The sequence below is a fragment of the Rhodococcus sp. JS3073 genome (assembly GCF_026810085.1).
In the GTDB taxonomy this organism is placed as follows: Bacteria; Actinomycetota; Actinomycetes; order Mycobacteriales; family Mycobacteriaceae; genus Rhodococcus_F; species Rhodococcus_F wratislaviensis.
In genome coordinates, this window is the sequence record NZ_CP113951.1 from 7694038 (window position 1) to 7713180 (window position 19143).

19 protein-coding genes and 2 pseudogenes are annotated in these 19143 nt (G+C 66.4%); 15 read left to right on the plus strand and 6 right to left on the minus strand.

Translation table 11 applies throughout. From position 1 onward, the window contains the following. Positions 1 to 3: 3 nt before the first annotated feature. The 7 genes and pseudogenes from OYT95_RS35180 (at position 4) to OYT95_RS35210 (ending at position 5540) form a co-directional block, all read left to right on the plus strand. A complete protein-coding gene (locus OYT95_RS35180; protein ID WP_268790239.1) occupies positions 4 to 456 on the plus strand; it encodes a MaoC family dehydratase in 453 nt (150 codons plus the stop codon). After that, entirely contained in the window at positions 453 to 1286 is an 834-nt protein-coding gene (gene phaZ, locus OYT95_RS35185; RefSeq protein WP_268790240.1) for a poly(3-hydroxyalkanoate) depolymerase, read from the plus strand. The genes OYT95_RS35180 and phaZ overlap by 4 nt, the downstream gene beginning before the upstream one ends. Continuing rightward, positions 1283 to 2467: an acyl-CoA dehydrogenase family protein gene (locus OYT95_RS35190; RefSeq protein ID WP_268790241.1), complete on the plus strand. Its 1185-nt coding sequence runs from the start codon at positions 1283 to 1285 to the stop codon at positions 2465 to 2467. Before phaZ ends, OYT95_RS35190 begins: the two co-directional genes overlap by 4 nt. A 50-nt stretch (positions 2468 to 2517) precedes the next feature. Further along, positions 2518 to 2721: a hypothetical protein gene (locus OYT95_RS35195; RefSeq protein ID WP_268790242.1), complete on the plus strand. Its 204-nt coding sequence runs from the start codon at positions 2518 to 2520 to the stop codon at positions 2719 to 2721. Positions 2722 to 2910: 189 nt separating this feature from the next. Next, positions 2911 to 3213 (plus strand): annotated as a pseudogene (locus OYT95_RS35200) (Clp protease N-terminal domain-containing protein); the annotation flags it as partial. Positions 3214 to 3255: 42 nt separating this feature from the next. Further along, complete coding sequence (locus tag OYT95_RS35205) at positions 3256 to 3969, plus strand: LppX_LprAFG lipoprotein (protein ID WP_268792303.1); 714 nt, start codon at positions 3256 to 3258, stop codon at positions 3967 to 3969. Continuing rightward, positions 3966 to 5540 (plus strand): MFS transporter, encoded by a 1575-nt coding sequence (locus OYT95_RS35210; protein ID WP_268790243.1) that lies wholly within the window; start codon positions 3966 to 3968, stop codon positions 5538 to 5540. The genes OYT95_RS35205 and OYT95_RS35210 overlap by 4 nt, the downstream gene beginning before the upstream one ends. A 54-nt stretch (positions 5541 to 5594) precedes the next feature. Here the strand turns inward: OYT95_RS35210 and OYT95_RS35215 are convergent, their stop codons facing one another. From OYT95_RS35215 to OYT95_RS44510, 3 genes and pseudogenes are all read right to left on the minus strand, one after another. Beyond that, on the minus strand, positions 5595 to 5996 hold the full coding sequence (locus OYT95_RS35215) for a hypothetical protein (RefSeq protein WP_268790244.1): 402 nt from the start codon (positions 5994 to 5996) through the stop codon (positions 5595 to 5597). 137 nt (positions 5997 to 6133) lie between these two features. Next, positions 6134 to 6589, minus strand: coding sequence for a Clp protease N-terminal domain-containing protein (locus tag OYT95_RS35220; protein WP_442972574.1), 456 nt, complete (start codon positions 6587 to 6589; stop codon positions 6134 to 6136). 401 nt (positions 6590 to 6990) lie between these two features. Then, positions 6991 to 7302: pseudogene (locus OYT95_RS44510) on the minus strand (cyclic nucleotide-binding protein); the annotation flags it as partial. A gap of 263 nt (positions 7303 to 7565) precedes the next feature. Between OYT95_RS44510 and OYT95_RS35230 the strand changes: the two are divergent. The 4 genes from OYT95_RS35230 to OYT95_RS35245 all read left to right on the plus strand — a co-directional run bounded on the left by OYT95_RS35230 (position 7566) and on the right by OYT95_RS35245 (position 12687). After that, on the plus strand, positions 7566 to 7817 hold the full coding sequence (locus OYT95_RS35230) for a type II toxin-antitoxin system Phd/YefM family antitoxin (protein ID WP_268790247.1): 252 nt from the start codon (positions 7566 to 7568) through the stop codon (positions 7815 to 7817). Next, positions 7814 to 8074, plus strand: a complete 261-nt coding sequence (locus OYT95_RS35235; RefSeq protein ID WP_128638299.1) for a Txe/YoeB family addiction module toxin — start codon at positions 7814 to 7816, stop codon at positions 8072 to 8074. Before OYT95_RS35230 ends, OYT95_RS35235 begins: the two co-directional genes overlap by 4 nt. 446 nt (positions 8075 to 8520) lie before the next feature. Further along, positions 8521 to 11496, plus strand: coding sequence for a UPF0182 family protein (locus OYT95_RS35240; protein WP_268790248.1), 2976 nt, complete (start codon positions 8521 to 8523; stop codon positions 11494 to 11496). Positions 11497 to 11595: 99 nt separating this feature from the next. After that, positions 11596 to 12687, plus strand: coding sequence for a low temperature requirement protein A (locus OYT95_RS35245; RefSeq protein WP_268790249.1), 1092 nt, complete (start codon positions 11596 to 11598; stop codon positions 12685 to 12687). Between the two features lie 384 nt (positions 12688 to 13071). On the opposite strand, the gene OYT95_RS35250 is transcribed toward OYT95_RS35245, so the two are convergent. Next, positions 13072 to 14589, minus strand: coding sequence for an acetyl-CoA hydrolase/transferase family protein (locus tag OYT95_RS35250; RefSeq protein WP_037227488.1), 1518 nt, complete (start codon positions 14587 to 14589; stop codon positions 13072 to 13074). Positions 14590 to 15550: 961 nt separating this feature from the next. On the opposite strand from OYT95_RS35250, the gene OYT95_RS44780 reads away from it, so the two are divergent. Together OYT95_RS44780 and OYT95_RS35255 are read left to right on the plus strand one after the other, a co-directional pair. Beyond that, positions 15551 to 16063 carry a hypothetical protein gene (locus OYT95_RS44780; RefSeq protein ID WP_442972532.1) on the plus strand — a complete coding sequence of 171 codons (513 nt, stop codon included), beginning with the start codon at positions 15551 to 15553 and terminating at the stop codon, positions 16061 to 16063. 115 nt (positions 16064 to 16178) lie between these two features. Next, positions 16179 to 16571 carry a hypothetical protein gene (locus OYT95_RS35255; RefSeq protein WP_037227487.1) on the plus strand — a complete coding sequence of 131 codons (393 nt, stop codon included), beginning with the start codon at positions 16179 to 16181 and terminating at the stop codon, positions 16569 to 16571. Here the strand turns inward: OYT95_RS35255 and OYT95_RS35260 are convergent. After that, positions 16528 to 16770 (minus strand): cold-shock protein, encoded by a 243-nt coding sequence (locus tag OYT95_RS35260; RefSeq protein ID WP_156046524.1) that lies wholly within the window; start codon positions 16768 to 16770, stop codon positions 16528 to 16530. The genes OYT95_RS35255 and OYT95_RS35260 overlap by 44 nt on opposite strands. On the opposite strand from OYT95_RS35260, the gene OYT95_RS35265 reads away from it, so the two are divergent. Together OYT95_RS35265 and OYT95_RS35270 are read left to right on the plus strand one after the other, a co-directional pair. Next, complete coding sequence (locus OYT95_RS35265) at positions 16681 to 16872, plus strand: hypothetical protein (protein WP_162181167.1); 192 nt, start codon at positions 16681 to 16683, stop codon at positions 16870 to 16872. The two genes, OYT95_RS35260 and OYT95_RS35265, sit on opposite strands and share 90 nt — an antisense overlap. 299 nt (positions 16873 to 17171) lie before the next feature. Then, positions 17172 to 17621 carry a nuclear transport factor 2 family protein gene (locus OYT95_RS35270; RefSeq protein ID WP_037227284.1) on the plus strand — a complete coding sequence of 150 codons (450 nt, stop codon included), beginning with the start codon at positions 17172 to 17174 and terminating at the stop codon, positions 17619 to 17621. Between the two features lie 222 nt (positions 17622 to 17843). Here the strand turns inward: OYT95_RS35270 and OYT95_RS35275 are convergent, their stop codons facing one another. After that, on the minus strand, positions 17844 to 18593 hold the full coding sequence (locus OYT95_RS35275; RefSeq protein ID WP_037227281.1) for an alpha/beta fold hydrolase: 750 nt from the start codon (positions 18591 to 18593) through the stop codon (positions 17844 to 17846). Positions 18594 to 19143: the final 550 nt, after the last annotated feature.

Consider the following 19143-nt stretch of genomic DNA (forward strand, 5'->3'; position numbering starts at 1 on the left):
ACGATGACCACACATATCGCCAACGCAGCGGACCTGCTCGACCTGACCGGACAGACCCTCGGAACCACCGCGTGGTACGACGTCCTCCAAGACCAAGTGAACCTTTTCGCCGACGCAACCGGCGACCACCAATGGATCCACACCGACCCCGAGCGCGCTGCCCGGGGACCGTTCAAGGGGACGATCGCGCACGGCTACCTGACGCTCGCGTTGGCGCCGCGCGTGCTCGCCGACGTCCTGACCATCGACAACGTTCAGGCCGCACTGAACTACGGGCTGAACAAGGTGCGGTTCCCCTCGCCGGTGCCGGTCGGTGCCAAACTCCGGGCAACGGTGACCGTCACTTCGGCCCAGCACAAGCCCGCCGGTGTCGAGGTCGTGTACGGACTGACCTACGAGGTCGACGGCACCGAACGCCCGGCCTGCATTGCCGACGTCGTCGTGCTGTACCGATGAACGCGGCCATCGAGGCCGAGAGATACGTCGCGGCCGCCGGTCAGCGGATCCGGGTCAGCATCCGGCCCGGATCCGCCGGCGCCCGAGGTGTGCCGCTGGTCTTGTGCAATGGCATCGGCGCCAGCTACGAGGTGCTCGATCCGTTGGTGGCTCAGCTGGATCCGGAGATCACCGTGGTCCGGTTCGACGTTCCCGGCACCGGCGGATCCCCCGCGTCCGTGGTTCCCTACGGGTTTGCATACCTGGCGTGGGTCCTGGGGCGGGTGCTGACCAAACTCGGTTTCGGCGTCGTCGACGTGCTCGGGTTGTCTTGGGGTGGGGCGCTGGCACAGCAGTTCGCCGTCCAGAATCCGCGTCGGTGCCGGCGACTGGTCCTGGCCGCGACCGGTACCGGCGCACTGATGGTTCCGGGGAAGCCGTGGGTGCTGGCCAAAATGCTGACACCGCGCAGGTTTCGCGACCCGGCCTACGCGGCCTCGATCGCCGGTGACCTGTATGGCGGCACCGCGCGCCAGCAGGGCGGCGAGGTCGCCGGGCTGTTCCTCCAGCAGTTGCACGCCGGATCGAAGATCGGCTACGTGCATCAACTGCTTGCCGGAGCGGTGTGGACGAGTGTGCCTCTGCTGCCCGCGATCAGGCAGCAGACCCTCCTCGTCGCGGGTACCGACGACCCGATCGTGCCCGTGGTCAACGCCCGCATCATGAACCAGCTGTTGCCGCACGCAACTGTCCATCTGCACTCCGGTGGACACATCGACCTGGTCACCAATGCCACCGAACTCGCGCCGGTGATCACCACCTTCCTTCACGACCCAGGAGTAAGCCCATGAGCCCGAATCCGCTCGCCGACACATCGGATTTCTATGTATTCGAACAGATGCTCTCCGACTCCGAGCGCGCAATGCTGCACTCCGTGCGCAACTTCATGGCCACCGAGGTCGACCCGATCGTCAACACACATTGGAATGCCGGGACCTTCCCGTTCGAGATCGTGCCCGGACTCCGGAAACTCGGCATCGCCGGTGTGCCCTACCAGGGCGATGGCTGTGCCGGACGGAGCTACCTGCTCGACGGGATGATTGCGATGGAGCTGGCCCGCACGGATTCCTCGATTGCCACCTTCAACGGCGTGCACGGCGGCCTCGCCATGGGATCGATCTACCTTTGCGGTTCGGACGAACAACGCGCACGCTTCCTCCCCTCAATGGCGCAGTACGAGAAGATCGGATCCTTCGGGCTGACCGAACCCGACGTCGGCTCCGGCGCGTCGGGCGGGCTCACCAGGACTGCCGAACGGGACGGGGACACCTGGACGCTGAACGGGCAGAAGAAATGGATCGGCAACGCGACGTTCGGCGATCTCACGGTCATCTGGGCCAAGGATTTCGCCGACGGCCAGGTGAAGGGATTTGTCGTCGAGAATTCCTCGCCCGGATTCACGGCGGACAAGCAGGAGCACAAGATCGCCCTGCGGATCGTGCAGAACGCGCTCATCACTCTCGACAACGTGCGGGTTCCGGAACACAACCGCCTGCAAGGCGCGAACACGTTCAAGGACACCGCCGAGGTGCTCCGAGTGACACGCGCGGGCGTGGCCTGGATGGCGGTCGGATGCGCGCGCGGCGCGTACGAAAACGCACTGAAATATGCCTGCGCCCGTGAACAGTTCGGCCGGCCGATCGGCGGCTTTCAGCTCGTGCAGGACCTGCTGGTGCGAATGCTCGGAAACATCACCTCCTCCTTGGCCCTATGTGCACGGCTGTCCCAGTTGCAGGACCAGGGGGAAGCCGAAGACCGGCACTCATCGCTCGCGAAGGCGTTCTGTACGGTCCGCACGCGTGAAACCGTCGGGTGGGCGAGGGAGTTGATGGGCGGCAACGGAATACTTCTGGAACACAATGTAGGACGATTCGTCGCCGATGCGGAAGCGATCTACTCGTACGAGGGAACCAGGGAAATGAACACCCTGATCGTCGGACGCTCGTTGACCGGACGAAGCGCCTTTGTATGACGACTCGCTTGCGCCGACTCTGCACTGCCGGCAAACTCTGCAGTCGCTCGGTGGCACGGCGAATACCGATCGTCGACGACCCACTGCTCGCCGCGGACGGCTCGGTCGGCGGACCACGCACGCTTGGCGACCGCGACCGCGACCGCGACCGCGTCCGCGTGACGCACCCGCACCACCATGTCCGCCCTCCCGCCGAGGGCGGCCGGGCGGAGGCCACCGCCCGACAGCATAGGGTGACCGCCGCGGCCAGGTGACACGAAGCGGGAGGTGGCCGATTGTTCGATGTTTACTGCGGTAGAGAACCGGCAAATCGGACATCATTGTTCAATGCATCCACCCCGTGCAGCTGGCACCGTCTGCGGCGACCGACGGTTGCCCCTGGTGCACACAACGGGCAACTAGGTTGGGTACCGCGGGCAGCGGCAAATCCGATGGGAGCAACGGTGTTCGAGAGGTTTACCGACCGAGCGCGGCACACCGTCGTCCTGGCCTCCGAAGCGGCCCGGGCCCACAACCACGACTATCTCGGAACCGAGCACATCCTGCTGGACCTCATCCGCGAACGTGAAGGCGCAGCGGCGCGATCGCTGGAATCGTTCGGCGTGTCGGCGGCCGTCATCGACAGCCGACTCGCCACCGGTCACAGCGAGCAAGCCCGATCCGGGCACATCCCGTTCACCCGGCACGCCAAACGGATCCTCGAACAGAGCCTGCACGAGACGTCGCTGCTCGGCCATGAGCGCATCGTGCCCGGTGACTCTGTGGCCCCGGCGTCCTACGATGCGGGCATGCTCACCCGCCGTATCTTCCTCGGGACCCTCGCGTTCAGCGTGGCGGTAGTCACCGGCTGCACCACCGACACCAATCCGGGAGGGAGCGCGAACCTGCCGGACGCGGCCGGGCTGCTCGCCGAGTCGGCGTCCGCCCTCCGCGATATCAAGAGCGCACACTTCACGATGACCGTCAACGGCTCGATTCCGGGCATCAGCGTGCAGACCGCCGAGGGCGATCTGACCAGGGAGGGCGGTCCGGCCGGTGGCGCGAAGGGCAAGGTGAAGCTGACCCTGGCCGGTCAGCTGATCGAAGGTGAGTTCGTGCTGGTCGACGACTCGCTGTACCTGAGGGGCCCGACCGGCACCTTTCAGCAGTATCCGTCCTCGCTCACCTCCGAGTACTACGACCCGACCGCCATTCTCGACCCGGACCGGGGCTTCGCGAAGGTGCTGACCAGCATCACGGATGCGAAGACCGAGACGAGGGAAAAGGTTGACGGGACACCGGCGTACAAGATCACCGGGCGGGCGGACAAGGACGCGGTGGGCAACATCGTTCCCGGGGTCGAGTCCGAGGTGGACATCACGGTGTGGCTTGACGAGGACGGCATGCACCTCCCGATGAGAGCGCTGGTCACGTTCCCGAAGCCGGACGGCGCAGACGCCCCGACCGTCGACGTGGTGGTGTCCGAGCTGGACAAGCCCGTGACGGTGACACCCCCGCTGTGAGTGTCGAGCTGATCCCGGGGCGGAGCAGGACCGTCGCCATCGGCGCCGCGGCGCTCGCCGTGCTGCTCGGCGCGCTGGACACCTACGTCGTGGTGAGCATGATCCGGCAGATCATGGACGACCTGCTGATCCCGGTGAACCGACTGGAGCGGGTGACCCCGATCGTCACCGGGTACCTGCTCGGCTACATCGCCGCGATGCCCCTGCTCGGCCAGGCATCGGACCGGTTCGGCCGCAAGCTAGTGCTGCAGAGCTGCCTCGCCGGGTTCCTGGTCGGCTCGGTGGTCACCGCGCTCGCCGACGACCTGCCCATGCTCGTTGCCGGGCGGGTCGTCCAGGGTGTCGCAAGTGGAGCGTTGCTGCCAGTGACCATGGCGCTTGCCGCCGACCTGTGGGCAACCCACAAGCGGTCGAACGTGCTCGGCGCGGTGGGTGCCGTGCAGGAGCTGGGCAGCGTGCTGGGCCCGCTATACGGAGTGGCGATCGCAGGCCTTGCCGTGTGGTCAAGCACGTTCGGCATCGCCGGCTGGCGCGGCGTGTTCTGGATGAACGTACCGCTCGGCGTGCTCGCCATGATCGCGGTGCAGGTTTCGGTGTCGCGCCGCGATCCGGCGCACGAACCCGTCCGGGTGGACGTGGTCGGGGGGCTGCTGCTCGCGGTCGCTCTTGGGCTGGCCGTCGTCGGCCTGTACAACCCGGACCCGCGCACCGCCGTGCTGCCACCGTGGGGCGGGCCGATGCTGGTCGGGGTCGGTGTCGCGACCGTCGCCTTCGTCGGCTGGGAGCTGCGCGCCAAGACCCGGCTGATCGACCCGGTCGATGTGCAGATGGGCGCGTTCCTCGCCGCGCTCGGGGTATCCGGTGCGGCAGGTGTCGCGCTGATGGTGACCCTGGTGGACGTCGACCTGTTCGCCCAGTCGCTGCTCGATCGGGACGACCGGGGAGCGGTCATGCTGCTGCTGCGGTTCCTGGCCGCGCTCCCGGTCGGCGCGTTGCTCGGTGGGCTGCTGGCGGCACGGCTGGGCGACAGGGTGGTCGCGGCCGCCGGCACGCTGCTGGCCGCGGCGGGTTACTTCCGGATGGCCCGGTGGCCGATGGACGTGCTGTCCGTGCCGTACCAGGTCGGGCCGATTGCGGTGCCCCGGTTGGACACCGACCTGGCCATCGCTGGGCTAGGTCTCGGCCTGGTGATCGCGCCGCTCTCCGTTGCGGTGCTCCGCGCCGTGCCGCCCATCCAGCACGGGATCGCCTCTGCCGGTGTGGTGGTCGCGCGGATGACCGGGATGCTCGTCGGGGTTGCCGCGTTATCCGCGTGGGGGCTGCACCGCTTCCACAGCCTGACTGCGAACCTGCAGGTGCCGTTCCCCGTCGGCAAACCTCCCGAGCAGGCGGCGAGGGAGCTGGCCGAGTACACCGGGGCAGTCGACCGTGCCCTGCTTACCGAGTACACCGGGATATTTCTGATCACGTCGGTGGTGTGCGCGGCGGGAGCGCTGCTGGCACTGTTCCTCGGCCGCCACCCAGCCAAGGCTTCGGACTCCGCCGAGAACAGCATCACCAAGCGGACATGACCCCGTCGAATGGCGACCTGACCGAGTACAAGCGCACTCCGTCCTCGGTCGCCACTACGGGCTGGCGCTCACGGTCGCGCCACGATGCGCTGCGGCGTCGAGAATGTCGGTCGCGTCTTGCGCGCCGGCATCGACGTCATAATCGATTTGAATCCCGCGATCTTCCATCAGAAATTCGGTGAGTCCACTGCTGCGGTGATGACGGGGTCGACGAGCTTCACCCTCGCCGACACGGGCAGCAATAGCGTCGCCGCAGGCGGGCGGGGCGCTGTGGTAGGGAACAACCTCAATTATGTGCTGATCGTGCACGGGCGACAGGCCGCGTCGCAGTTTCTGGTGGAGTTCGAGCGAATGCGCGCGGGCAACTTCGGGGAGTTGCGTGAGCGGGTGGAGCCCCGGCCTCGGGAATTCACCCTCGAACGGGTGCGGGTCAAGCCGCTGTTCGCGCCGCGGCACGGACCGGAGATGGAAATTATGAAGCAGATGCTCGAGGCTGAGCCCTGGTGTCCTTCGGCGCACCGACGAGGTGCGGTGGCCGTGGAGTGGCCCGTGGAGTCGGGAGGGTGGACGGATTTCGCTGGGGGTGTGCGGGTCTACTCGTGGGTTTGGGGGTGTTCGGTGAGTTGGTGTCGGAGGCGGTCGCGCATCTCGTGTGGGCTGATGGCGGTGAGGTGGGTGAGGATTTGGGTGCCGGTGCAGGTGGTGTCGGCGAGGAGGGCAAGTAGGAGGTGTTCGGTGCCGATGATGTTGTGTCCGAGCAGCGAGGCTTCCCGCAGGCTTTGTACGAGGGCCGTTTTCAGTGTCGGGGTGAAGGGGGGTCCGGCACATTCGCTGTCGGTGTTGGGGTAGGCGGGGATCTCGTCGAGGGCGCTGTCGATGTGGGGGCTGGTGATCCCCCAGGAGGTGAGGGTGGCACCGGTGGGGCCGCCGGCGGCGTGGATACCGGTGAGGAGGTGTTCGGTGCCGAGGTGGTTGTGGTGGTGGGTGCGGGCCGCGTCGGAGGCGAGCACGATGACGTGGCGTGCTTGATCGCTGAATTTGTCGAACACCATTGATCACTCCTTCGGCGAGCCCTGCGGATGGGTGGAGCCGTCGCCCTTCCAGTATCCCCGTGCGGGGGCGCTGAGCCTGCAAGGATGAGTCGTCCCGGGGAGGGTGGTTCGGCGCTCGGTTGCGGCGGACGCCGTGTCCATCTCCGCGCCGCCTGCTCTGGGTGATCTCGGTGCGCTTGCAGGCGCGGGGCCGCGCAGTGTGGGCTACGTGGAATAACACGGACCGGCGTCCACGGGCCGGCGAAGACTCCAACCGGGCCACACCGGCGGAGCTGCGCTCCCGCATGGGGAAATCGCGGCCGGGGTCGGTACGATCGTCGGGTTCCGGATGTCTTGGGCCGTGCCGCTGAGCGTCGCTTCCGATGTGCGGCAATGGGACTGGGGTTGGTCGACCGAACATTCCCGATCCGGGAGGAGGTACTGGCTTGGCCGCCGGCGGCGATCGACTCCAGTGTCACCGTGTTCAACCCGTCCGAGGCGCCCTACATGGACGCGGCCAGACCGGCCGGTCCGGCACCCACGACGACGAGGTTGCACACGTCCTTGGCTGCGTCCGGGACCGAGTCCGGGACCGGAAGACCGACGATGCGGGCGAGTTCCGCATTCGTCGGATTGCGCAGCACCTTCTCGCCGTTCCAGATCACGACGGGAGTGTCCTCGGGGGCGACGTCCAGGCTGCGCAGCAGCTGCTCCGCCCGTTTGTCCCGCTGCGGTCCTCACTCTCGGATTTTCGATCCGGATGGGCGTCGGCCAGGGATCGCTGCGCAGCCCCGCACCGGTTGGTGGACGCGGTCGGTCCCGGGTCTGGACGAGTCGCTCGCCGGAGCGGCGGGGGATCGGCGGTCGGTGAGGGGATGCGGGCCACGTGGTGAACTTCGTTCTCGAGCTCGCGCCACGGTGGTTGTCGCCTTGGATTGCGGGAGCATGCCGGGTTGCGTACAATTTCTTGTACGTAACAATTGGAGGTGTGCTCATGCGAACCATGACCTACTCGGAGTCTCGCGCGCGGTACGCCGAGGTCCTCAACGCCGTCGTCGATGACCGGGAAGAAATCGTCATCACGCGGGCGGGTCACGAGCCGGTGGTGATGGTTTCGCTCGACGACTATGAGTCGTTGAAGGAAACGGCATACTTGCTCAGGAGTCCGGAGAACGCCCGTCGGCTGTTGGCGTCGATCGATCGGTTGGAGTCCGGCGGGGGAACTATCCGGGATCTGGCTGAGTGAAACTTGTCTGGGACGAGTCTGCGTGGGAGGACTACGTCTGGTGGCAGGCGCAGGATCGGAAGATCGTCAAGCGGATCAACACACTACTCGAGGATGTCGAACGCAACGGGAACGACGGAATCGGCAAGCCCGAGCCCCTCAAGCACGGTTTTCAGGCCTACTGGTCCCGGCGTATCACCGACGAGCACCGGCTGGTTTATAAAATTGTCGATGATCAGATCCGCATTGCTGCCTGCCGTTACCACTACGGACACTGATCGCGCTCACCACGGCGGCTGGGCTTGTCGACAACGACTGCGGAATCGTTCTAGTCCCTGGGCATGACGCTCCGCGGCACGGGCCATCACCTCAGCCCCCGCACCGACGCTCTCGTTGCAGCCCGCTGATGCACATGGACGGCGTGTTTCGGCCGGCGAGTGGCAGGGTGCCCTTGACGGTCGTTTCCACGGTTCTGCCGATCACGGTCACCGCGATGACCCGGGGAGCAATGTGTCACCGGTCGAGGAGGCACCGGCGACGAGCCGCGCCATCGAACCCGGCGGCGCTCCACTCGCGGGTCCACTTCGCCAAATCCGATGCCGAGTGCGCGCCGGCCAGGATGAGCCCGGCGCCGCCTAGAATGGGGTGATACGGACGCCTTCGCTGGATCGGGCGAGGTGGTCCGCGGCGGGGCTGCTCGTGAGCCGACCCGTGGGAGGTGGCCATGCAACCGTCCGACCGGATGCGGGCGCTGCCGCGGCGGGCCCGGGTCATGATCATGGTGACGGTGGCGCTCATTGCGTTGCTGGTGATCGGGCCGCGTCTGGTCGTGGGGTATACCGATTGGCTGTGGTTCGGTGAGGTTGGTTACCGTCGCGTCTGGGGGACGGTCCTGGTCACCCGCGTAATCCTGTTCACGGCGGTGACGCTGCTGGTGGGTGCGGTGATCTTCGCGGCCGTGGTGTGGGCGTACCGGTCCCGCCCACTGTTCGCGGCCTCGGGCGCGAACACGGCGAAGGATCCGGTCGAGCGGTACCGGGAGGTGGTGTCGCGCCGTCCGCGGTCGTTCACGGTGGGGATCGCATTGCTGCTGGCGCTGCCGTTCGGGCTGCACGCGCAGGCGAGTTGGGAGACGGTGCAACTGTTCTTGCACGGCGGCGCGTTCGGCACCGTGGACGCGGAGTTCGGGTACGACGTCGGCTTCTACGTCTTCGACCTGCCGTTCTACCGGCTGATCCTGGCGTGGCTGTTCATCGCGGTGTTCCTGGCGTTGTTGATTGGGCTGGGAACCCACTACCTGTTCGGCGGCATCCGGCTGGCACCGAGCAAGGACCACGTCATCGAGGTGTCCCGTCCGGCGCGCATCCAGCTTGCGGTGTTCGCGGGCACGTTCATCGCGCTGAAGGCGGCGTCCTACTGGCTCGACCGGTACTCCTTGTTGTGGAGCGGCCGGAAGGAACCGACTTTCACCGGCGCCGGGTACACCGACATCAACGCGGTGCTGCCGGCCCGGTTGATCATGGTCGCGATCGCGGTGCTGTGCGCGGTGGCGTTCTTCGCCGCGATCGCGGTGCGGGACCTGCGGATCCCGGCGATGGCCACGGCACTGCTGGTGCTCTCGGCGATCCTGGTCGGCGGAATCTATCCGGCGCTGATCGAGCAGTTCTCGGTCCGCCCGAATGCCGCCGACCGGGAGAGTCCCTACATCGAACGCAACATCGCCGCGACCCGGCAGGCGTACGGAATCGGCCCGGACCGGGTCGACTACCTCGACTACCCAGGGGTGGGCACCCGGCCGCCTCGCGACATTCCCGCCGACGTCACCACGATCGCCAACGCCCGCCTGCTGGACCCGACCGTGCTCTCGCGCACCTTCACCCAGCAGCAACAGCTGAAGAACTTCTACGGCTTTCCCGAGCACCTCAACATCGACCGCTACACCATCGACGGACAACTCACCGACTACATCGTCGCGGCCCGCGAGCTCTCCCCGAACAGCCTGAGCGGCAACCAGACCCAGTGGATCAACCGGCACACCGTTTACACCCACGGCAACGGGTTCATCGCCGCTCCCGCCAATAGGGTCAACGCCGCCGTCCGCGATGTCGCCGGGCAGAGCGCGAGCAGTGACAGCGGGTATCCGGTCTATGCGGTCAGCGATATCGCCTCCCAGGTGGGCGGCGACCAGGTGATCCCGGTCGAGCAACCGCGCATCTACTTCGGTGAGGTGATCGCGCAGGCGGACCCGGACTACGCCATCGTCGGCGGCCCGGAGGGTGCGCCGCCGCGCGAGTACGACACCGACACCGCCCAGTACACCTATACGGGCACCGGTGGGGTGCCGGTGGGCAGTTGGGTCAACAGGTTGGCGTTCGCCGCGCGGTACGGCGAGCGAAACATCTTGTTCTCCGGCGCCATCGGGTCCGAGTCGAAGATCATCTTCAACCGGGACCCGGCCGCCCGGGTTGAACACGTCGCCCCGTGGCTGACCACCGACTCCAACCCGTATCCGGCGGTGGTCGGCGGCCGGATCGTGTGGATAGTCGACGGCTACACCACCGCCGCGCACTACCCGTACTCGCAGGTCGGTTCACTCGCTGAGCCGGTCGTGAACGACACCGGCCGAACCCTGGCCCGCGAGGAGGTCTCCTATGTGCGGAATTCGGTGAAGGCTACCGTCGACGCCTACGACGGCACCGTCACCCTCTACCAGGTCGACGAGAACGACCCGGTCCTGGGGACGTGGATGAAGGTGTTCCCTGGCACCGTGCAGCCGCCGACGGCGATCCCGACCGAGCTGCGCGCGCACTTCCGCTACCCCGAGGATCTGTTCCGCCTGCAGCGGGACCTGCTGGCGAAGTACCACGTCGATGATCCGCGGGAGTTTTTCACCACCAACGCGTTCTGGTCGGTGCCCAGCGATCCGACCGCCGACACCGGTGGGGAGCAGCCGCCGTACTACGTTCTGGTTGGCGACGCCGGTACCGCGGCCCCGTCCTTCCGGCTCACCAGCGCCATGGTCGGCTTCAACCGCGAATTCCTCTCCGCCTACCTCTCGGTGCACTCCGACCCCGAAAACTACGGCAGGATCGACATTCTGCGGTTGCCGACGGACACCCAGACCCAGGGCCCGCGGCAGACCCAGAACTCGATGATCTCTGACACCCGCGTCGCCTCCGAGCGCACCCTGCTCGAGCGGTCCAACCGGATCTACTACGCCAACCTGCTGACCCTGCCGATCGCCGACGGCGGCATCCTCTATGTCGAACCGGTGTTCACCGAACGTTTGACCAACACGCCCAACAGTTCCACGTTCCCGCAGCTGGCCCGGGTCCTGGTCAGCTACCGCGAACCCGGCACCGGCGGGGTGCGGATCGGGTACGCCCCCACCCTCGCCGAGGCCCTCGACCAGGTCTTCGGCACCGGCACCGGAGCCGTCGCCACCGCACCCGGCGGCGACGCCACCAAACCACCACCTACCGGCGGGCAACCGCCGGCGCCGCCCCCACCGGGCGCCCCGCCCGCCCCGCCGCCGGCGACATCGGACCAGCTGACCGCCGCGGTCCTCGAACTCAACGACGCCCTGGCCAACCTGCGCGAGGCGCAACGCACCGGCGACTTCACCGCCTACGGCGCGGCCCTGGACCGTCTGCAACAGGCCATCGACACCTACCTGGCCGCGGGCGGCACCCCGCACTGACCCATCCCTCCGCGCGATCCGCGCAATGACGTTGTCCCGTATGGAAAATTGCGGATTCGGGCTGTAGACCGGCCAGAACCACCCGCCGACCGCGCACGCGTGCACTCCGGCCCGTCCCTCCGCCCCCTCGAACTGATCAAGATCGACGGCGGCGACATCTCCTGGCATGGTTTCGGCCGGGGTGTGCTCGCTCTGCTCGCCCTGTGGTGGGCGTGGGTGTGCTACGCCTGGCTGACCAACATGTTCGAAACGGCGCGGGTGATGCAGACGACTTTGATCATCGTCGCGATGGCGGCGCCGCTCATCGCGGCGATCGCACTGCCGACCGCATTCACCACCGGGGCCCTCGTTTTCGGGCTCGCATTGCTCGCCGTCCGCGTCATCAACGTCGGAATGTTATTCGCCTCGTCATCCCGAGACGAGGATGGATTGGCGTCGGCGATCCGCCGACTGGCGCCGGGCCTGCTCGTCGGGCCGGCCTTGATCGTTGCCGCTGCTTTTGTGGCCTCCCCCTACCGTGAGTTGCTGTGGGTCGCGGCCGGGGCGGTCGACTTCGGCAGTCCCCTGGTAGCGGGAATCAGCGGACTTCGGGTCGTACCTTCGTATTTCATCGAGCGCCACGGTTCGGTCATCATCATCGCGCTGGGCGAGACGACCATCTCGCTGGGGGCGGGGCAAACCGAAAACCTGCGCCGCCCCGGTGTCCTCGGCGCTGTGGTTCTCGGGGTGCTGATCTCGGCCACCCTGTGGTGGACCTACTTCGGCCTCACCGCCGGCGCCGAAGAACGTATGCAGCGAACACTCGGTGTCGATCGGGTCCGGTTGGCGCGCGACGCCTACAGCTACCTGCACCTGCCGCTCGTCGCGGGGATTGTCTTCTTCGCCCTCGGGGCACGGGTTTCGGTGGAACACATCGACGAGCCGCTGGCACCGCTGGCCGCCCTCGCCCTCACCGGTGGGGTGGCACTGTTCTACGCCGCCGAGGTGGCCTACCGATGGCGTGACCACCATCAGCTCACCGTCGATCGGCTCCTCACCGCCGCCGCGGCCCTCCTAGTTTTTCCGGTGGCGATTTCCGTCCCCGCCGTCTTGTCGCTGACCGATCTTACCGCGATCGGATTCCTGCGACTCGCATGGGAGCTGTGGCGGCGCCCGCAGATAAGCACCGGGATAGCGGGAGCCGTACGGTGAGAACGACTCCGCTGACGTAAGCACCGTCTAGCCAAACTTCAGGGTGTTGCAGTGAGTGGGGGATTGACTTGCCCTGATGGACACATGGCCGAAGGTGACCGCGACGAACCTGGCCGCCCCGAAGCGCCCGGTCGAAGCGTTCGAGTCCGGCAGACGGGTTGACTCCCGGGCAAGCGTGAGGCACCTGAGATCTCACTGCTGCCTGGGCGCAGGGTGGACGGGCCGCCCGTCGACCCGGGGCAACGGGCGCCCACATGCCGTGCGCCGGTGCGCTATTCGAACTATCGGCCGTCGGGCCACCAGGTCGCAGATCGCGTCGGCTGGCCTTCGCGGACGAGTCCCCGGAGGGTCCACCGCCCGACGGGAGGCGGGAAGGTGACCGTCCTAGAGTCGCATTGAGCCGGACTCCAGGTACCGCTGGTGGAACGAGAACGCCTCCCCGAGCAGGTGCGGCGTCTGGCCGGCTCCCGCAGCTGCCGTCGCCCGCTCGATGTAGTCGGTGAGCAGCGGCCGGAATTCCGGATGCGCGCAGCGCTCGATGATCACCCGTGCCCGACGACGCGGCGACAACCCACGCAAGTCGGCAAGGCCCTGCTCGGTGACCAGTACCTGGGTGTCGTGCTCGGTGTGGTCGACGTGCGGGGTCATCGGGACGATCGACGAGATCGCCCCGTTCTTCGCCGTGGACGGGCTGAGGAACATGGACAGATACCCGTTGCGCGCGAAGTCCCCGGATCCGCCGATGCCGTTCATGATCTTGGTGCCCATCACGTGCGTCGAATTGACGTTTCCGTAGACGTCGGCCTCCAGCATCCCGTTCATCGCGATGATTCCCAATCGGCGGACTACCTCGGGGTGGTTGCTGATTTCCTGCGGACGGAGCCGGATGTGCTGCCGGTAGAAGTCGATGTTGGAGGTCAACTCCTCGATCCCCGCCTCCGAGAGTGCCAGCGCGGTAGCCGACGCGAACCGGACGGTGCCGTGCTTGATCAAGTGCAGCATCCCGTCCTGGATGACCTCGGAATAGCAGGTCAAACCACGATACGGGCCGCGATCGAGTCCCCCGAGTACGGCATTGGCCACGTTTCCGATGCCCGCCTGCAGTGGCAGCAGGGTGTTCTCCGGGAGCCGGCCACGCCTCACCTCGTGGTCGAAGAAGTCCAGCACGTGTGCCGCGATCGCCTCACTGGCCGCATCCGGAGCGGTCAGCGCGCTCGCACTGTCAGGGGCATTTGTCTCCACCACCGCAACAACCTTGGCCGGGTCCACCCGGTAATGAGGTTGCCCGATGCGGTCCTCGACGTCGGTGAGTTCGATCGGCCGGCGGTGCGGGGGCAGAGCTGTGCCGTAGTAGATGTCGTGGATACCGTCCATCGCGTCCGGGACCCACGAGTTGACCTCGAGAATGACTTTCTCCGCGACGTCGAGCCACGTCTTGTTGTTTCCGACCGATGCGGAGGGGATCAGCTCGCCGGTCTCGGTGATGCCGGAAACCTCGATGACCGCGACGTTCACCGAGCCGTAGTAGCCCTCCCACACCTGTTGGGCGACGTGCGAGAGGTGGATGTCGACGTAATCCATCCGCCCCTGGTTGATCTTCTGCCGGGCCGTGGATTCCGCCTGGTAGGGCATCCGCAGGGCGATTCCGTCGATCTCAGTGAGCATCCTCTCTGTCTCCGTCGACACGGATGCCCCGGTGAGCAAGTCGATGGTGAAATTCGCGCCGGCCGCGCGGGCGGCGCGAATCCGGTCAGCCAAGGCCGGGATGACAGCCTTGGGGGTCCCTGCACTGGCGAAGCCGCTGACAGCGACGGTGTCACCCGGACCGATGGCCTTTACCGCTTCCTCCGCCGACGTCACCTTCTGCTGGAACGCCGAGTGTCGAATCCGGCTCGACTGCACCGGGGATGCGGGATCACTGATCTGGAGGCTCACGGCGGCCAGTGTAGGAGTGGGCGACGTGACGCGACCATCCCGAAAGGTTGTGATGTTCACCGGATCACCCCGGTGTTCGCCGCTGCCCGCCGTCCTCGACCGTTCGTCGCGGCGGACCTGCCGCTCGTCGGCTCCGCGAGGTCGCCCGCCGAGTCGAGCCCGACTGAGCGTCGAATCGTGATCCTGGTCACTGCCCGGGCGCTTCCGTAGAGGCCGGGCGATCACGACACCGACAGGTCTCGATTCCTGGCTGCCCGACAGCGCTCCGTCACCGGGGTCGCCCTTAACTTGACGTCCGCATCGACCAGCGTGTCCGCCGGGACGGAACCGTCCCGGAATGCGCGCCGCGAAGCGCGAGTCCGGCGGCATGTACTCGGCATGGATCCGTTGGCCGAGTATCCGCCATTAATCTGCTTCTCGTACAGGGTTTCCCAACCCGTGCGTTAGTATCGGCATTCCAGACGGGCCGACCACGGCCAGGCATTCCCGACCCGCTCGCCGATCTCGAGGTCGCCCACACGCTCGCCCAGTTCGGCCACCGTCCCATAGCCCCGTCATGGCCGGGAATGAACCTTTACCGGCCAGTCTCCGTCCGCGGCGTGGAGGCGGGGGACCTCCGTGCGTCTGTGTGATTCACAACACGACGAGCCTGGGGGGTTTGCAACTACGTTGGGTTGGCGGCGGCTATCTGCCAAGCTCGCCAGGGCTGACTCCAAGACCTTCCATCTGATACTGGATTCAGGTCTGAGCGCGGAACTGCTCGGCACCGAACTCGCGGACGGTGCCCCGCTGGCACCGCGGGAGCTGGCCGCGCTGGTCCACGACGAATTAACCGCCCTGATCGATCAGATCCGCCGGCTGTGTCTGGACCGGCGGCGAGAACGTGCTGATCGAGGGCACGCTGAGGTGGCCGGGACAAGGCCCCAACGTGTATGAGGAACTGGTCCGTTCCAACTACACCTCGCTGCGGGTCATCGGAGTCGAAGTCCCCCGTCAGACCGCTCACGAGCAGGCGCTGTACCGCTGGTGGGATGGTCGCCTCGCCTGGCGCGCCGACCCTGCCTCTCTCGGTGGACGGTTCACCCCGCCCGCGGCGATCGACGACTGCTACGACGACCCGATGTCGAAGTGCACCCAGAACGTCCGTGCACTTGCCGCCGCTGCGCGCAACCGAGAGGGTGACGGTAGTGGAACTCGAGCTGTTCCGCCACGCCTGTGCCGGAGGCTCGGAAACCGCCGATTGAATCGCCACTATGGGCGGTGCCGAGGCCCCTCCACCCCGTCACCACTGGCGGGGTGGAGGGCGCACACAACCAGCGCCTTCATAAACCGGCCTCAAGATCGCGTCAACGCTTTGAAATTTGGGTGGGTTCTCTTCGACTCCGAACATCACGTCATCCGCCAACGTCGATCAATATTCGGCGCCGAAGCACAACATTAATGACTGGACGGGAAGCCTCGGCCCGCATCTGGCCTCGCTGCGACGGTCGTCGGTGGCTACTGCGGAGGTTTCTCGACGGCGCCACGTGCTCGCGGTTGGCGATACTGTTCTCATCATGATTGCGCGCGTCGACGTTTCGCTGCTTCTCGCGTCCGCCCGGATCGGCGTCGGCGTGCTGCTCATCGCGGCGCCGACCGTGGTGTTGCCTCGCGAGGACGCCGGCAACGGTACGAACGCCGTGCTGATGCGGACGGTCGGGGTTCGCGATCTCGTTCTCGGTGGGGGTGCGGTTTGGACGCGGGGCCGGCGCGACGAGTTCCGCCGCTGGGCGGCGGCTGGGCTCGCCAGTGACACCGGTGACCTCCTGGTGGGGATCTGCAGCGCCCGCCTGATTGGACGGTCCGGTGCGATCAAGGCCGTCGCGGTAGTGGCTCCGTGGGTGGCTGCCGGCGCTGCCGGCCTGGTCAGAGGTCGGCACCGACCGGATGCGGTCCCGCGGACTCGTTAGACACCCCGCGTATTCGTGGCCCGCGAGCTCTTCTGCCCCTGGCCACCTCGAACTCCACACGCTGGTTCTCGTCGAGCGACTTGAAGACACTGCCCGTGCTCTCGGAGAAGTGCACGAAGACGTCCGGAGTTCCGTTGTCGGGTGCGATGAATCCGAAGCCGTTCTCACCGTTGAACCACTTCACAATGTTCTGTGCCATGCCGATACTGCCTACAAGCTCGATCCGGGCATTCGCATCGAATTCTCGATCTCGATGCCGCTGATCCTGCCAGCCGGCGGCGGTTCGGACGACCGCACCTGATGCGGACATCCTGTTCGGCATAACTGCGACTCCCGACTTTGCCGCCAGTCGTTCGTCTATCAACGGTCAGTCACTGAAACGGTCGTTGGGACGACCTCTTCGGTAGCCGCTGCAGACGCGGATCAGAGGTCGCCTGCAGCGGGCAGCGGGAGGAGTTCCAGTACCTCGGCGTTGACATGACGAGTTCGAGGTTCGATGGCTTCCTCGCGCGGCCGCTTCCGGGCGGGTAACGACGTCGTCCTCGAGTCGTACGGTTGGGGCCCTGGAAGAAAACGGCGTGATCCTTTGGAGGGACTCCCATGACCACCGATCTCGAATCACGAATTCGCCAGCTCGAAGACCGCGCCCTCATCAGCGAGCGGGTCATCAAATACGCGATGGCCGTGGACCGCGCCGACTGGGAGATGTTCGCCGACTGCTTCACCGATCTCGTGCACGCGGACTACTCCGAGAACGGGATGCCGGCAGCCGATTTTGCCCGCGAGGACTTGGTCGGCATCGTTCGCGGGGCGCTCGGCGAATACACGGCAACTCAGCACCTCAGCACCAACCATGTCATCGAGTTCGACGAAAACGATTCCGACCGGGCGCTCTGCTCCTCGTATATGTACGCGCAGCACTACCGTGAGGGCTCCGAGGGTGGGTTCTTCCTGCTGCGCGGCTCGTACACCAACCACATGCTCCGTACATCGGATGGCTGGCGTATCGAGAGTTTGACCCAGCACGTCAGCTGGGCCGACGGCGAATAGATACGGTCATGGAAGCCACAGGCCGCTTCCATTCTTCGAGCTCGTCGACGACATCGGCGGAACCGTATTCGGTGACGACGGGGAGGACATCAGCTTCTCCGTCAACGTGACAGTGCCCTTGCCGATGCGGTGGGCGCCTGGGGGCGTGATCAGCGATCGCCGGCGCAGCGACGACGCTGATAGCGCGCAGAGAGCTTGGTGCTGATCGTCATCTTGTGGGTATCACTCTCGTCCCACTCCTGCCCAGAAGCCATTGATGGTCGCGGCGCCCCGTTGTGGGTCTTGCGTGAACCACCAGTGGCCGAGTCCGTCGAGCTCTGCGATGTCAGCACCGGCGCGCGCGCTTGCGCGGCGACGCTGCGCGTCGGGGGCGTAGGAGTCCTCGGTGGCGATGATCGACAGGCCTGGCCGCGCGGCGGATCGCTCGAGATTGCGGCCTAGCTCGGCCATGGTCGGCTGGGCGGCGTCGCGGTACAGGCGAAGGATGCATTCGCCCATGGCGGCGTTCTGCCCCTTCGCGACAGGTAAGGCAACGTCTTGGTGCATTCCCTTCTTCGCCAGTGCCGCAGCACGTTCGGTGACCGGCGGGTCGATCATCGCCGCTACCGCCTCCTCGCCGGCTCCCGGGGTCGCCCACACGTGCACCCGATCGGGCCACCGGAAATCCTGGTCGAAGAGGCCGATGACGTCGCACACCCAACTGTGCACCAGTTCTGGCCGTGTCATCGCGACGTTCACCACGTGGGCACCGCCCCAGTCGTGACCCACCAGGTGGACTGGCTGCCCGAAGCGCTCTAACTCGGTGACCAGCCAACGGCGGTATTCCTCCACCGTGGCCGTAAACCGCGGGGGCACCGGGGCACCGAAACCCGGTGGCGACAGGCGTACGACGGGTCCGCGATCGAGGAGCGGAGCCAATCTGTTCCAGACGGCGGCGGTCTCGGGGTTGCCGTGGACGAGGCACACAGTCACGCGCTTAACCTTTGCATCAAACTCGAATATCGGTGGCGGCCGACAGCTGAATGACTTAGTTGGAATGGTACCCGGGGCCCCACCTTGGTGGAAGCCACGATGTATAGGGTGGAGTCGTGCTGCTACCGGCATCGCTCACACCGTGGCGAGGAGCTAGTAGTTGATTCGCGCGGCAATGGAGCCTTCTCTGACGGCGCGGGGACCGCGGCATCGGCGGAGCCCAAGAGCGGGTCGACATTTCAGCGTATTCCTTTGGTCGGCCCGTCAGCATGCCCCGCAACAGGGGTGGTTCACCTAGGTCGGCGGTGAAAGGTTGGAGCTGGCAACTGCGCTGAGACTCGGCGGTCGCTTCCGTCGAGTGCAAGATTCACTGCGATACCTGCAAATTACGTTGAGACCGGCCAGCATTCACTGGGGTCCAGCACGATCCTGAATATGGGGCCTTCTGCCAGGCGAGGTCTCGTATTGCCAGAAGGTCTCGAGTGCTCCCCGACGAACTCGACGCCGCACGGCGCCACGTCAGCCCCGACGGCCGTGGCCGCAAGCCCAG

Coding starts and splice junctions, on each gene's coding strand:
- OYT95_RS35180 (WP_268790239.1), top strand. CDS start 4: ATGACCACACATATCGCCAACGCAGCGGACCTGCTCGACCTGACCGGA.
- phaZ (WP_268790240.1), top strand. CDS start 453: ATGAACGCGGCCATCGAGGCCGAGAGATACGTCGCGGCCGCCGGTCAG.
- OYT95_RS35190 (WP_268790241.1), top strand. CDS start 1,283: ATGAGCCCGAATCCGCTCGCCGACACATCGGATTTCTATGTATTCGAA.
- OYT95_RS35205 (WP_268792303.1), top strand. CDS start 3,256: ATGCTCACCCGCCGTATCTTCCTCGGGACCCTCGCGTTCAGCGTGGCG.
- OYT95_RS35230 (WP_268790247.1), top strand. CDS start 7,566: ATGCGAACCATGACCTACTCGGAGTCTCGCGCGCGGTACGCCGAGGTC.
- OYT95_RS35240 (WP_268790248.1), top strand. CDS start 8,521: ATGCAACCGTCCGACCGGATGCGGGCGCTGCCGCGGCGGGCCCGGGTC.
- OYT95_RS35255 (WP_037227487.1), top strand. CDS start 16,179: ATGATTGCGCGCGTCGACGTTTCGCTGCTTCTCGCGTCCGCCCGGATC.
- OYT95_RS35260 (WP_156046524.1), bottom strand. CDS start 16,770: ATGGCACAGAACATTGTGAAGTGGTTCAACGGTGAGAACGGCTTCGGA.
- OYT95_RS35270 (WP_037227284.1), top strand. CDS start 17,172: ATGACCACCGATCTCGAATCACGAATTCGCCAGCTCGAAGACCGCGCC.